The sequence below is a fragment of the Pseudomonas sp. B6(2017) genome, assembly GCF_002112765.1.
Classification (GTDB): domain Bacteria; phylum Pseudomonadota; class Gammaproteobacteria; order Pseudomonadales; family Pseudomonadaceae; genus Aquipseudomonas; species Aquipseudomonas piscis.
Genome location: NZ_NEIQ01000002.1, coordinates 211527 through 223841, shown reverse-complemented (window position 1 = coordinate 223841; position 12315 = coordinate 211527). Strand labels below are relative to the sequence as shown.

At 62.7% G+C, this 12315-nt stretch carries 14 protein-coding genes; 7 read left to right on the top strand and 7 right to left on the bottom strand.

Translation table 11 applies throughout. The features are described from left to right. Positions 1–50: 50 nt before the first annotated feature. Complete coding sequence (locus CAG11_RS04340; RefSeq protein ID WP_085594971.1) at positions 51–374, top strand: hypothetical protein; 324 nt, start codon at positions 51–53, stop codon at positions 372–374. A 69-nt stretch (positions 375–443) separates the two neighbouring features. Here CAG11_RS04340 and CAG11_RS04335 read toward each other — a convergent pair whose 3' ends face one another. Next, on the bottom strand, positions 444–1571 hold the full coding sequence (locus CAG11_RS04335; RefSeq protein ID WP_085594969.1) for an MFS transporter: 1128 nt from the start codon (positions 1569–1571) through the stop codon (positions 444–446). Between the two features lie 101 nt (positions 1572–1672). On the opposite strand from CAG11_RS04335, the gene gcvA reads away from it, so the two are divergent. Continuing rightward, entirely contained in the window at positions 1673–2602 is a 930-nt protein-coding gene (gene gcvA / locus CAG11_RS04330; protein WP_085594967.1) for a transcriptional regulator GcvA, read from the top strand. A 149-nt stretch (positions 2603–2751) separates the two neighbouring features. Further along, a complete protein-coding gene (locus CAG11_RS04325) occupies positions 2752–3360 on the top strand; it encodes a LysE family translocator (protein WP_085594965.1) in 609 nt (202 codons plus the stop codon). A 79-nt stretch (positions 3361–3439) separates the two neighbouring features. Here CAG11_RS04325 and CAG11_RS04320 read toward each other — a convergent pair whose 3' ends face one another. Beyond that, on the bottom strand, positions 3440–4051 hold the full coding sequence (locus CAG11_RS04320; protein WP_085594963.1) for a phospholipase D-like domain-containing protein: 612 nt from the start codon (positions 4049–4051) through the stop codon (positions 3440–3442). A gap of 222 nt (positions 4052–4273) precedes the next feature. Between CAG11_RS04320 and CAG11_RS04315 the strand changes: the two genes are divergently transcribed. From CAG11_RS04315 to CAG11_RS04305, 3 genes are read left to right on the top strand one after another with little or no spacing between them, the layout of a single operon-like run. Beyond that, positions 4274–6196: an alkaline phosphatase D family protein gene (locus CAG11_RS04315; protein ID WP_085594961.1), complete on the top strand. Its 1923-nt coding sequence runs from the start codon at positions 4274–4276 to the stop codon at positions 6194–6196. A gap of 37 nt (positions 6197–6233) precedes the next feature. Beyond that, positions 6234–6704 (top strand): hypothetical protein, encoded by a 471-nt coding sequence (locus CAG11_RS04310; protein ID WP_085594959.1) that lies wholly within the window; start codon positions 6234–6236, stop codon positions 6702–6704. A 12-nt stretch (positions 6705–6716) separates the two neighbouring features. After that, a complete protein-coding gene (locus CAG11_RS04305; protein ID WP_085594957.1) occupies positions 6717–7082 on the top strand; it encodes a hypothetical protein in 366 nt (121 codons plus the stop codon). Between the two features lie 8 nt (positions 7083–7090). On the opposite strand, the gene CAG11_RS04300 is transcribed toward CAG11_RS04305, so the two are convergent. The 3 genes from CAG11_RS04300 to CAG11_RS04290 all read right to left on the bottom strand — a co-directional run bounded on the left by CAG11_RS04300 (position 7091) and on the right by CAG11_RS04290 (position 10759). Beyond that, on the bottom strand, positions 7091–7672 hold the full coding sequence (locus CAG11_RS04300; RefSeq protein WP_085594955.1) for a hypothetical protein: 582 nt from the start codon (positions 7670–7672) through the stop codon (positions 7091–7093). 160 nt (positions 7673–7832) lie between these two features. Then, positions 7833–9878 carry a c-type cytochrome gene (locus CAG11_RS04295; RefSeq protein ID WP_085594953.1) on the bottom strand — a complete coding sequence of 682 codons (2046 nt, stop codon included), beginning with the start codon at positions 9876–9878 and terminating at the stop codon, positions 7833–7835. A gap of 215 nt (positions 9879–10093) precedes the next feature. Further along, complete coding sequence (locus CAG11_RS04290; RefSeq protein ID WP_085594951.1) at positions 10094–10759, bottom strand: metalloregulator ArsR/SmtB family transcription factor; 666 nt, start codon at positions 10757–10759, stop codon at positions 10094–10096. Positions 10760–10868: 109 nt separating this feature from the next. Here CAG11_RS04290 and CAG11_RS04285 point away from each other — a divergent pair, with 109 nt between their 5' ends. Further along, complete coding sequence (locus CAG11_RS04285; protein WP_085594949.1) at positions 10869–11372, top strand: DUF2938 domain-containing protein; 504 nt, start codon at positions 10869–10871, stop codon at positions 11370–11372. Between the two features lie 268 nt (positions 11373–11640). On the opposite strand, the gene vapC is transcribed toward CAG11_RS04285, so the two are convergent. Both vapC and vapB read right to left on the bottom strand, forming a co-directional pair. Then, the gene (vapC, locus tag CAG11_RS04280) at positions 11641–12039 is read right to left on the bottom strand and encodes a tRNA(fMet)-specific endonuclease VapC (RefSeq protein ID WP_085594947.1); all 399 of its coding nucleotides are present in this window, start codon (positions 12037–12039) and stop codon (positions 11641–11643) included. Beyond that, positions 12039–12272, bottom strand: a complete 234-nt coding sequence (gene vapB / locus CAG11_RS04275; RefSeq protein ID WP_085594945.1) for a type II toxin-antitoxin system VapB family antitoxin — start codon at positions 12270–12272, stop codon at positions 12039–12041. The genes vapC and vapB overlap by 1 nt, the downstream gene beginning before the upstream one ends. Positions 12273–12315: the final 43 nt, after the last annotated feature.

Sequence of the window (12315 nt, the reverse complement as noted above, 5' to 3'; positions counted from 1 at the left end):
CAAGGTTCGGCTGCCAGCATCGGCCTCCCCCTACTGGAGAACAGCCGACCATGCACCTGATCAAGAACACCTCGGCGCCCGCCCCAGCCATCCGCGAAGAACTGCCCGAACCCTGCCTCACCCAACCGGTCCTGACGCTGCTGCAGCGGGTGACCAAGCTCGACGACGCCAGCTTGCATTGTCGCGAGGTCAGCCTGCGCCTGTCCGAGGATCAGAACCACCTGGTACTGACCCGCTACAGCGAACACTACAGCCCACAAGGCATGGAATGGGTGGAGCGCAAGCATCGAGTCTCGGTCACCGACCTGCTGCGCTGGGTCATCGAACAGGGCCAGCCCCAGAGCGTCGAACGCGGCGACGACAAACAGGCGTAAAGACAGCTGCAAGCGACAAGCTTCAAGATTAAAGCTTGTCGCTTGCAGCTTGCAGCTTGCGGCTTAGATTCAGAGGTTTGCATCGGACTTCCGGCACGCCAACGCACTCAGCGCCAGGCACACTGCCGCCAGCGAATACACCCACACCGTGGAGGCCACCGGCAGCAGCATGCCGGCGATCAGCGGTCCGAGCCCGGCGCCGATATCCCGCCATACCGCATTGGCCGCCAGGGCTCGCACTCGTCCCGCGCCCGGATGCCGCTGGGCCACCACCGTTACTACCAGCGGCAGTTGCAGGGCCCGCAGTATCAATACCAGGGCGCCGCCGACGATCAGCCAGTGGCAACCGAACCCCACCAGGGCCGCGCAGGTCAGCAGCGAAAAAACGATCAGCATCCGCGTCGCGCCAAAGCGTTGCGCGGCGATGCCGCCCAAGGGACTCAGGAGCATTTCCGAGATATAGCGCAGGGCCAACAGCGCACCCGCCACCAGCAGCGCGTTGCCGGCCATTAGTTGTTCGGCCTGCAACGACAAGCCAATGATGAACAGCCCGTCCAGCACCAGGCCTTCGATGAAGGACCACAGCGCCACGCTGTCGGGACGTTGCAAGCGCCGGCCGGAATTCGCCAGTGGGTGAGGCCTGCCAGGCAGGCCGAAGGCCAGCAGCATGGCGAGCAGCGAGGTCAGGGCCATGAGCCCGAAGATCACCCGCGGGCCGTATTCGACGCTGACCAGTGCACCGATGGGCAAGGCCAGCATCGGCCCGGTGGCGATCAGCGCGCGGGAGCGGCCGGTGCGGCGGGCGGCGCCCGTGGGCTCGGCGGTGGCCATGACCTGGGTCGAGAGGTTGAGGGCGGCGTAACTCAGGCCCCAGCCCAGGCGCAGCAGCAACAACCACCAGAAGCCCGACAGCGTGGCGTAGCCCAGGGCGCACAACGCGGCGGTCGCAGCGGCCAGCACGCACACCGGGCGGTCGCCGTGCCGGGCATAGAAGCGCATCACCTGGCCGTAGCCGAAGATCCGCACCAGGCGGTTGGCAGCCAGCAGCAAGCCGGCCTCGGCCAGGGTCACGCCGAATGCTTCGTGCTGCATGGGCAGCAACAGGTACAGCAGGACATCACCAGGCAGGCACAGGCCGAGGATGCTGGCGCAACGGGCAGAGTCTTGATCGGTACGGCGAAGCGAAGTATCGGGCATGTCAGGCAAACCGGCAGATCGTGAACCCGACGCAGCGTGCCGCCCGTGACCTGCGCTGACAAACGCTTTATTTGCGCCGTATAGGTAACTAAATTAGACACATGATCAGCGACCTGCCCCCCCTGAACGCGGTCCGCGCCTTTGCCGCGGCCGCCCGCCACGAAAGCTTCAGCCGCGCGGCGGATGAGTTGCACGTGAGCCACAGTGCCATCAGCCGACATATCAAGTTGCTGGAAGAACACCTGGGCGTGCTGCTGTTCGAGCGCCGCATCCGCCAGTCGGTCCTCACCCCGGCCGGACAGGCTTTTTATGAACAGGTCAGCGTGGCCCTGACCCAGATCGCCCAGGCCGCCACCACCCTGCGCCAGGGCGCGGCGCTGCGCAAGGTGACCATCAACGTGCGACCGTCCTTCGCCGTGCGTTGGCTGATTCCGCGCCTGCCGCAGTTCATGGCGCAGTACCCGCAGATCCACCCGGAGGTGGTGACCAGCACCCTGCCCCCCGACCCGGCCCGGGAAACCTTCGACCTGGTGATTCGCCGTGGGCACTCGGGGTGGGCGGCAGCGCTGCAACCGCAACCCCTGCTGGACGACGAAATCCTGGTGGTGGCCGCCCCCGCGCTCTTGCAAGGCACTCCCTTGCACAGCCCCAAGGACCTGGTACGCCATACCCTGCTGGTCAGCCGCACCCGGCTCGGCGATTGGTCGAAATGGCTCGAGCACTGCCGGCTCAAGCCGCTGCGCAACCCGCCGACCCTGCATTTTGACCATATGCACTTCGTCCTCCAGGCCTGCGTCGACGGCCTCGGCTTGAGCCTGTGCCCCGCCTCGCTACTGGCCAAGGACCTGGCCAGCGGCCGGCTGGTCTGCCCGTTGCCAGAGTTGCGCCAGCCCCTGACCCACTATTACTACGCCTTGGCCTGCGACGCCGCGCCCGAGGCCCAGGTGTTCATCGACTGGATGCAGGCCCAGATCCAGCAAGACGCCATGCTCAACCTGCCGCAGCTGCCGGCGCGCCACGGCGACCAGTGAACCGGCCCTGCAAATCGCCCATGTGTCTGATTCAGGCACAGCAGCGGTGCAATTAAAGCGTTTGTCAGCGCTTGCCTTCGCGCTCACCCTGCACCACGGCGCCGGCCATTGCCACGGCGCTCTTCCATCATCCAAACCCGGAGTGCCCCATGGCGAGCTACGGACTGTTCCTCCTGCTAGCTACCCTGACCATCCTCAGCCCCGGGCCCGGGGTGGTGCTGACCCTGTCCAACGCCCTGCGCCATGGCTGGACGGGCGCCTTGCCGGGCGTCCTCGGCATTGCCCTGGGCGCCTTCGTGGTGGCCGGGCTCTGCGCCAGCAGCCTGGGCCTGGTACTGGCTGCCTCGACTACCGCGTTCACCCTGTTCAAGTACCTAGGCGCCCTGTACTTGCTGTACCTGGGTATCAAGATGTGGCGCACCCAGCGCTTCATTGCGCAACTCCAGGCCAGCGCCTCGCGCCCGTGGCGGCGCTTCGTCGAGGCTCTGTCGATCCAGTTGCTCAACCCCAAGGCCGGGTTCTTCTTCCTCGCGGTGTTCCCACAGTTCATCCACTCCGAGGGCAGCTATCTGGGCCAGTTCCTGTTGCTGGTGACCAGCTACGGCCTGCTGGTGGTGGCGGTGCACAGCGCCTACGCCGGGCTGGCCAACAGTGCCCGGGGCTGGCTGTCCAGCCGGCGCGGGGCACGGATCGCCGGCAGACTGTCGGGGATCACCTTCCTGGGCTTCGGGGTGATGATGGCCACGGCCAGTCAATGAGCGGCATGTTTCGCTCTTGAGTACCGGCTACTTGTTGGCGTCCCGTTTCATAAGCGGCCGGTCCCAAGAGGAGGATTACTTAGTCTTTCCACTGATCGAAGCTTTCAAGATCTTCCAGTTTCATGACTTCATTATAAATTGCCATTAGCCGCTCATCTTCCTTGGGCTGGGGATAGCGAGGATTGACCTGCGCAATAATTGGCGAAAAGGGATCATCTGGAACAGGATCAGCCAGCCCACCAAAAACCTTATTCAACTGGTACTTGCCCACCCAGATAACAACATCACACTCAAAGTTGAACAAATCACCTGTTTCACTCACTGCCGGCCTGGTCATATTCGAACTACCAACGATGCCTGCAATGGGAACACCATTGATGAGAAACAGGGCCACCTTGGCATGCCAATTCTTGTCTTTGGCAATATAGGCCTCAAACCCCACCCCTTCTGCATTCAAGCGCTTCAAAAAGTTTTTATAAGAGGGAAACCATACATCTTCAGAATCAACCTGTTGAGTTTTTTTATCGACCTTAAACTTCCCAGCAATAAAATTTAATTTAAACTTTTCATTATCAGCCTTGGACTTCAGGGCTTGCAAAACATCATCATCAAGAACCGAATAGCCCCATAAATCCTCCTGAAAATAACCTGAACACAAAACAACTTCATTCACAGCCTCAAACTTGAGCATCCTGAGCAGATATCTTTTGAAGTAGCTAAGACGTTTAGAATTTCGCAGAAGAATATTGAAGCCCATAAATTCCCTATAAAAAATCCGATAAAAAACTCTACAAACTCTGAAGTACCTTCCCTGCTGCCAGCAGTGACTCGCCGCAGGAGTTCACATTACGCTTTATTGACAAAGACTACGGTAGTATCCCGAGCACTTTTTTGACAAGGCTACTTCTGGCACATGCCCTCTTCCGACTCTGGTGCTCTCCCTCCCGTACTCGCCGGCCCGCTGTTGCGCCGCCTGGAACCGAGCCGGCTGGTGTTGTGGCTGGTGGGCTCGCAGCCTTTGTCCCTGACCCTGCAACTGCAGGCCGAAGGTGCGGCCATGCAGGAACTGGCCCTGGATGAACACCAGTGCCAGGTCATCGCCGTGGGCCGCGATGCCTACATCCACCTGATCGACGTGAGCCTGGACGCGACCCTGTCCGAGGATCTGCCGATCGCCTATGACCTGCTGATCAGCGATGCACAGCACGGCCTCCTGGGCATGGCCGCTTGGGCGCCCCACTTGCTCTATGGCGATGCGCAGCGGGCCGAATTCGTACTGCATAGCCGCATCGACAACCTGCTCCACGGTTCCTGCCGCAAACCCCATCACCCGGCCCCCGACGGCCTGCTATGCGCCGACCGCCTGCTGGCGCAAAAACCGGCGACCCAAGACCGCCCCGCATTGCTGCTGATGAGCGGCGACCAGATCTACGCCGACGATGTGGCTGGCCCCATGCTGCGGGCCATCCATGCCCTGATCGAACGCCTGGGCCTGTTCGACGAACAGCTCGAAGGCGCCGTGGTGGACGACAGCCAGGCGCTCTACTGCCACCACGCCAGCTACTACCAGCGAGCCGAGTTGCTCCCCGCGCTCAAGAGCAACGAGACCCTGCGCGAGCGGTTCTTCGGCGGAGTGAAGAAGCCGATCTTCACCAGCAGCAGCGCCGACAATCACCTGGTGACCTTCGCCGAGGTGCTGGCCATGTACCTGCTGGCCTGGTCGCCGGTGCCCTGGAGCCTGATCGCGCCCCAGATGCCGCAACTGAGCCCGCAGCACCAGGCGCGCTATGCCAGGGAGCAACGGCATATCGAGGCCTTCGTCGCTGGCCTGGACGGCGCGGCGCGGGTCTTCGCCCACCTGTCGTGCCTGATGATCTTCGACGACCACGACATCACCGACGACTGGAACCTCAGCGCCCAATGGGAAGAAACCGCCTACGGCCATCCCTTCTCCAAACGCATCATCGGCAATGCCCTGCTGGCCTACATGCTGTGCCAGGGCTGGGGCAACGACCCCGACGCCTTTCCGGCATTGCTGGAGCAGACCCAGGCCCTGAGCGCCAGCGCGCGAGGCAACCGGCGACTGGACCGACGACTGCACGACTCGTTGCTCGAGCAACTGCTGCGCTTTGCCCAGTGGCAATACGTACTGCCCAGCACCCCGGCCCTGGTGGTGCTGGACACGCGCACCCGGCGCTGGCGCAGCGAGTTCAGCCTGGGCCAGCCTTCGGGCCTGCTGGACTGGGAAGCCTTGAGCGAACTGCAGCACGAACTGCTGGACCACCCTTCGGCGATCATCGTCTCGCCGGCGCCGATCTTCGGCGTCAAGCTGATCGAAACCGTGCAGAAGGTCTTCAGCTGGTGTGGCTACCCGCTGCTGGTGGACGCGGAAAACTGGATGGCCCATCGCGGTTCGGCGCAGGTGATCCTCAATATCTTCCGCCACTCACGCACCCCGGGCAGCTACGTGATCCTCTCCGGCGACGTGCACTACTCCTTCGTCTACGAAGTGCTGATCCGCCACCGCCAGGGCGGCCCGCGAATCTGGCAGGTCACCAGCAGCGGCATCAAAAATGAATTTCCCGCAACCCTGCTGGACTGGTTCGACCGCCTCAACCGCTGGCTCTACTCGCCCCGCTCGCCGTTGAACTGGTTCACCAGGCGCCGGCGCATGAAGGTCATCCCCCATGTGCCCGAGCATGCCAAGGCCGGTGAACGGCTGTGGAACTCTTCCGGGCTGGGCCAGGTGTTCTTCGACGACCAGGGCCAGCCAGCGGCCATCTACCAGCACAATGCCAACGGCCGCGAGCCGACGCGGATGATCGCACCAAGATAGAATCGCCATTCGCCGGCAACCAGGAAGGACCCGCCCGATGGAAAAACAACCGCTGTATCGCAAGGTCAACACGCGGACCCACGGCGTGCACCACAAGATCCATCCGGCCTATGCCCGGCAGCGCCACAGCAAGGCCCTGGCCGCCAACGAAGAGCAGCAGCGCGGCAGCATGCATTCCGGGCTGCGCCTGGGACTGGACTACACGCCGCTGTTCCGCTTCCTGCTCAGCCGGGTGGGCGAACCCTGGGATTCGGTGTTCAGTGAGGCCAAGAGCCGCCTGGATCGTGAGGAGCCGGTGTTCTGGCTGGTAGCCCGGCATGAGCATGAACGCGAGGACTACGTGCGCATCGGCCACTTCAGTTTCTTCAGCGGCTTGTACGTCGATGCCCAGGGGTTGTTGCAAATGGTCGATCCGCAACTGCGCGCAGCGCACATGAGCCCCGACTGCCCTTGCTGTACCCACACCCTGAACGGGGTACCGTTCGGCTTGCCCTACCAGCGCTCCTGAGTTCATTCGACCATGCCTAGCAACCCCATCACCCGGGAACAGTTGGACGAGATCCGCTATGTGCTGTCGGATGCCTTCGTCGACAACCAGGTGGACTATGCCTACATCGCCCGGCAGACCCAGGCCTACGAGCGGGCCGAGATCGAGCGCATCCTCTACTGCGAGGTGGCGCCGGTGTGCTACGTCAACCTGATGGCGGTGATCCCGGAAATCTGGACGGGTTTCGAGCGCACCTCGCTGCTGGCGGATATCGAAGAAAGCCTGCAGCGACGCCGCAACAGCCGCTGGCAAGCCTTTGTCGACCATCTGTATATCCGCTGGATCCGCTACAGCGGTGGCTATATCTGGAAGGAAATCTGCCAGCACTACCCTGGCTAAACCCCCTGTCAGCGATCTCTGATCCGAGCATCGGGGCTGCAGTAGTCGCTGGAGTGCAGCCCCACAGGCTCGGCTTGCATCTGCCCGTGCTCATCGATCTTGCGCAGCAGCGCGGTGCATTGCTGGTCCTGGAGGAACACCAGCTGGTAGGTCGCGCCAGCCTCAGGCACGAAGCTCACGCTCTGCTCACAGACGGCGCGGAAATTCTCCAGCTGCCCGGGTTCGCTGTTGTAGAACATCAGGGCGAAGGGACGATTGGCCGGGAGCTTGAGCTCGTTGGCGCCAAACCCTTCCTGGCGCCGCATACGGTCGGTCTCGGCGCTCATGGGAATGCCCAGGCTGCGGAACTTGGGATGGGCAATGCCCCGATGCGGCTTGACCATCACGCCCGAGCCCGGTTTGCGCCAGTCGATGCAATCGCTGTATGGCACGCCACGGACCGAGCCCTGGGAAACGATGCGGATCAATGCAGTGTCACCGGCATCCGCCGGAACGCGATAACTGACGGTAGTGGCCTTGAGGGTCGAGACGAAAGTGCAACCGCCCAGGCCCAGGGTCAGGCCGAGCAACACCACAGAAGGAAATCGCATGCTTCATCCTTGGCAGGAGCAGCCAACGGTGGCCGCGAAAGGATGGCGATCTTAACTCGGCGCGATTGGCCTGCCACAGGTTTTTCGCCGCTCGAAAACAGCGGCTACGGGCTGCTCAAACCGAGCATGGCGGCTACCGAAGCAGCCGCCATGGTCAGGGTCAGTAGCGAGCGTCCGCCGGCCGGCCACCATTGGGCCAATCCTTGACCTTGTCCGGGAAGTCCGGACGCGGTTGATGGGAGAAGTACTCGGCCACGTCCAGGGCTTCCTGATCCGAGAGGCCACCCTGGCCCAGGGGGAATTTCTCGTGGAAGCCGATCGGCATGTTGCGCTTGACGAAGGCCGCGGCGGTGTAGGTACGGGCCATGCCGGCGCCGATGTTGAACGACTCGTCGCCCCACAGCGGCGGGAAGATCAGGCTGCCGTCGGCACGCTTCAGGCCTTCGCCATCAGCGCCATGGCACACCGCGCACTGCTTGGCGTATACCTGCTTGCCGTTCTCGGCGTTGGGCTTGAGGGCGGGATCGATCTTGCCCACGCCACGCCCGGCCACCTTGTCCTCGGGACGGGTATTCATCTTCATCCACTCGAAGTAGGCCACCATGGCTTGCATGTCCGGGCCAGCCACCGGCAGCGGCTTGCCGTGCATGGAGCGGCGGAAGCAACCGTTGATGCGCTCTTCCAGGGTAATGGTCTTGCCTGCCCGTGGCGCGTAGCCGGGGAAGAATGCCGAGACACCGACAAAAGGCGAACCATCGGCCACGGTACCGGCGTTGAGGTGGCAGCTGGTGCAATTCAGCGAGTTGCCGACGTTGTCCGGCAGCAGGGCCTTGGTCTCCAGGTGCAGGCGCATGCCGCGCACCAGTTGCTCGGCGTTCGGCGCGGCCAGCAAGTTGGCCAGGCGTGGGGTTTCGAACGGCGTACTCTCCACTTGCGGGCTCAGTTGGGCACGCATTTTCTTGACCTGGTTGGCGTCGATGGCCGAGCCCTGGTTGCCCCAGCTGCTGCGGACGAAGGTCAGGATCTCGGCGATTTCCTCATCGGCCAGCTGGGCGAAACCCGGCATGGTGTAGACCCGTGGATGGGCCGCGGTCTGGGCGGTCTTCCAGCCGGTCAGGGTGATGTGCAGCAGGGAAGTCGGGTTGCTCGACGCCACGCTGGGGTTGCCCGCCAGGGACGGGAACATCTGCGGTACGCCGGCACCATCCTGGCGGTGGCAGTCGGAGCAGAACTGCGCATAACCCAGGCCACCACGAGAGGTGAACAGGTTGCTCGGCGGTGCTGCCGGGGCCTGGACCTCGGACGGCATCGGCAGGTCGTCCTTGCCTGCCGGCAACGACTTGAGATAGGCCGCGATGGCGGTCAGGTCGGCATCGGTGAAGTGCTGGGTACTGTGGTGGATCACATCGGCCATGTTGCCCGAGACCGTGGCGAAGCGGTTCTGCCCGGTCTTGAGCAGTTGCACGGTGTCTTCCACGGTCCACAGGTTGCGCAGGCTCAGGGCACGCCACTCTTCTACCGTCTCCCCGGCCAGGTAATGCTGGCCACCGGATTCGGTGTCGCTCATGGCCTTCTCCTGGAAGGCGATGCCCCGTGGGGTGTGGCAGGAACCGCAATGGCCCAGGCCCTGGACCAGGTAGGCGCCACGGTTGAGCTGTTCGTCACGCTGGGGATCGGGCTTGAAGGGCTGTTTGTCGACGAAGGCGAAGTTCCAGAACCACAGGCCCCAGCGCTGGTTGAAGGGGAAGCCCATGTCGGCTTCCAGGTTGCCCTGGGCCACCGGCTCCACGCCATTGATCAGGTAGGCAAAGAGCGCTCGCATGTCCTCTTCGGTCATCTTCGCGTAGGACGGGTACGGCATGGCCGGGTACAAATGGCTGCCATCAGGGGTCACGCCTTCGCGCATCACGCGGTCGAACTCTTCGAAGCTGTAGTTGCCGATGCCGGTGGTCTTGTCCGGGGTGATGTTGCTGGAGTAGATGGTGCCCATGGGCGTCTTCAGCTCCAGGCCGCCGGCCATGACCGCGCCGCCACGAGCGGTATGGCAGGCGATGCAGTCGCCAAGCTGGGCCACATACTGGCCACGCTGGATCGTTTCGGCATCGGGGGTGGGGGTAGCTGCCGGAGCAGGCTCGCTACCGTGGGCAGAATGTACGCAGAGCAACGCAGCGCCCAGGAGGCACAAACGTGACAGAGAAAAAGCCATCAGGTTATTCCTTTAAAACCCGCCTGGGGTGATCCCCTCGGCCGATATCCGCAAAGGTTTTTATTGGTTATCTCGGGCCCTTGGGAGGTAGGCCCGGGGCCCGGTACCTTGTGGGTCCGAGCCTGGGTCCCTTGTAGCGGATTTCTCTGAAAATCCTGTTGATATGGATCATGCACCTGTAGGCAATGGCTTATTCGCCCTGTTTCTCGGCGTTTTCACTCGCTAGCTTCGACACCCAGCCCTGCGGCCTGCCAGTCGGTGAACCCCTCGTCCAGGCGCCGCACCTTGAAGCCCTTGGCCCGCAACAACGCCGCAGCGTTGTGCGAAAGCACGCAGTAAGGGCCGCGGCAGTAGGCCACCAACTCCTGCTCCGACGGTAGCTCCGCCAGGCGCAGTTCCAGCTCATCCAGCGGGATGTTGATCGCCCCCGGCAGGTGCCCCTGGGCAAATTCCTCCGGCGAACGCACATCCAGCAAGGTCATGCCGCCTTCCTGCAAGCGCTGCTGCAACTCGCCCCGGGAGATGCCCTCAAGCCGCGCCGGCTGTTGCACGCTGTCGCTGAGCAGGTCGCGAATCTGTCCATGGTTGTAGTCGACGTACTGGCGCAGGGCATCGAGCAGGTTCACCACCGGCCCCTGGGCCAGGCTGTAGAGCACGCGCTTGCCATCGCGCCGGGACTGCACGAAACCGCCGCGACGCAACTGCTGCAGATGCTGGGAAGTGTTGGCTACCGAAAGGCCCGAGGCCTCCACCAGGCGCTCCACCGGTTGCTCGCCGCGAGCGATGTGCTCCAGCAGGATCAAGCGATGGTGATGCCCGAGGATGCGCGCCAGCTCGGCCATGTCGGCCAGGGGCTGCTGTGGGGAAAACGAATCGGTCATTGACAGTTCCTGCTGCTTTATTGATCATTCAATCATTAAATTGAATGAAATCTTATCATGGGAATACCTGGCACTGTACTGCCAGGCTCCCGTATCCGAAGGAGTCCTTATGCATGCACTCATGGCGTTGATCTTACCGGCACTGGCGATCGGTGTCGGCGCAACCGTGGTCCTGGATCTCTGGAACCTGTTCCTGGCCCGGTTCCTGAACATGCCCGGCCCCAACTGGGCCATGGTCGGGCGCTGGGTCGGCCACTTCCCCAAGGGCCGGTTCGTGCACCAGAACATCGCCCAGGCGGCGCCAATAGCCGCAGAACAAACGCTGGGCTGGCTGGCCCACTACCTGATCGGGATCGCTTTCGCGGTACTGTTGCTGCTGACCCAGGACCCGCAATGGCCGTTGCAGCCGACCCTGGCCCCGGCGCTGATCGTCGGCGTGCTGACGGTGGCAGCGCCATTCTTCCTCATGCAACCGTGCATGGGTGCCGGAGTCGCGGCCAGCAAGACGCCCAAGCCGAACGTGGCCCGGCTGCGCAGCCTGGTCGGCCACTCGGTGTTCGGCCTGGGCCTGTATGGTTCGGCCATGGCCTGGGCCTGGGTGATAGGACAGTAAGGGGTGTCGGACTTATCTAGGGTCTGTTGCCATTTCGCCGCGACCGCGCCGGAGCCAGTTTTAGCGCGGAGCTAGGCACGAGACGCGAAGTTTGGCCGTCCAAATGAGCCGTCGAGTAACGACGCGCCGCGCTAAAACCGGCCCGTCCACAAATGGCGCCATGCGTCGTTGCAGGACTTGACAAGGGAACGACCATTGCCTGCGTCCTACGCCTAGCCTGGCGCCATTTGACGCGGCAACGCGGTTTGCGCCGAAACGGCAACAGACCCTAGACCCAATCCTCGACGCGCAACCCGGGCACACGCTCGAACTCACGAAGATTGTTGGTGACCAGGGTCAGCCCCAATGACCTGGCATGTCCCGCTATCAGCTGATCGTAGGGACCTATCCGTTTGCCCTTCTGGGCGAGTTCGGCCTGTAGCTGGCCACTATGGATCGCAGCGTTATCGTCATAATCCAGCACTTGCAGGCGTGCCACGAAGCTTTCGACACGCCCCAGGTTTTTCTCCGGCACGGCAGATTTTTCCGCACCATAGATCAATTCCATCAACGTGATGGAACTGATGCACAAACGTCCCTGATTACGGCTGAACGCTTCGCGAACCTGCTGGGGTTTGTTCTTGATGGTAAAGATGCAGATATTGGTATCGAGCATGTACTTGAACATCAGAACTCCTCACGTATCTGCTCGGCTGGCTGCTCCCGTTCAGTCATGAAGTCAGCGCTCACGCTGTCCTGCTCATCAAACCAGCTGTCCCAGGACTCGCCCGCCGGAGTGATGATGCGGGTGCGGCCGATCGCGACGATGTCCACCCGTGTGACATCGTCCGGCAACGCCACGGCCTTGGGCATGCGAATAGCCTGGCTGCGATTGCTTTTGAATACGGAACCGGTTTCCATCGAATCACCTGCTGCATGAGCCAAAGGTGCCCTCAAGTCTAGT

What these genes read in the sequence shown, in the direction of transcription:
- CAG11_RS04305 (WP_085594957.1), top strand. Translation starts at nt 6,717, where the DNA reads ATGCCTAGCAACCCCATCACCCGGGAACAGTTGGACGAGATCCGCTAT.
- CAG11_RS04295 (WP_085594953.1), bottom strand. Translation starts at nt 9,878, where the DNA reads ATGGCTTTTTCTCTGTCACGTTTGTGCCTCCTGGGCGCTGCGTTGCTC.
- gcvA (WP_085594967.1), top strand. Translation starts at nt 1,673, where the DNA reads ATGATCAGCGACCTGCCCCCCCTGAACGCGGTCCGCGCCTTTGCCGCG.
- CAG11_RS04310 (WP_085594959.1), top strand. Translation starts at nt 6,234, where the DNA reads ATGGAAAAACAACCGCTGTATCGCAAGGTCAACACGCGGACCCACGGC.
- CAG11_RS04290 (WP_085594951.1), bottom strand. Translation starts at nt 10,759, where the DNA reads ATGACCGATTCGTTTTCCCCACAGCAGCCCCTGGCCGACATGGCCGAG.
- CAG11_RS04285 (WP_085594949.1), top strand. Translation starts at nt 10,869, where the DNA reads ATGCATGCACTCATGGCGTTGATCTTACCGGCACTGGCGATCGGTGTC.
- vapC (WP_085594947.1), bottom strand. Translation starts at nt 12,039, where the DNA reads ATGTTCAAGTACATGCTCGATACCAATATCTGCATCTTTACCATCAAG.
- CAG11_RS04325 (WP_085594965.1), top strand. Translation starts at nt 2,752, where the DNA reads ATGGCGAGCTACGGACTGTTCCTCCTGCTAGCTACCCTGACCATCCTC.
- CAG11_RS04340 (WP_085594971.1), top strand. Translation starts at nt 51, where the DNA reads ATGCACCTGATCAAGAACACCTCGGCGCCCGCCCCAGCCATCCGCGAA.
- CAG11_RS04300 (WP_085594955.1), bottom strand. Translation starts at nt 7,672, where the DNA reads ATGCGATTTCCTTCTGTGGTGTTGCTCGGCCTGACCCTGGGCCTGGGC.
- CAG11_RS04315 (WP_085594961.1), top strand. Translation starts at nt 4,274, where the DNA reads ATGCCCTCTTCCGACTCTGGTGCTCTCCCTCCCGTACTCGCCGGCCCG.
- CAG11_RS04320 (WP_085594963.1), bottom strand. Translation starts at nt 4,051, where the DNA reads ATGCTCAAGTTTGAGGCTGTGAATGAAGTTGTTTTGTGTTCAGGTTAT.
- CAG11_RS04335 (WP_085594969.1), bottom strand. Translation starts at nt 1,571, where the DNA reads ATGCCCGATACTTCGCTTCGCCGTACCGATCAAGACTCTGCCCGTTGC.
- vapB (WP_085594945.1), bottom strand. Translation starts at nt 12,272, where the DNA reads ATGGAAACCGGTTCCGTATTCAAAAGCAATCGCAGCCAGGCTATTCGC.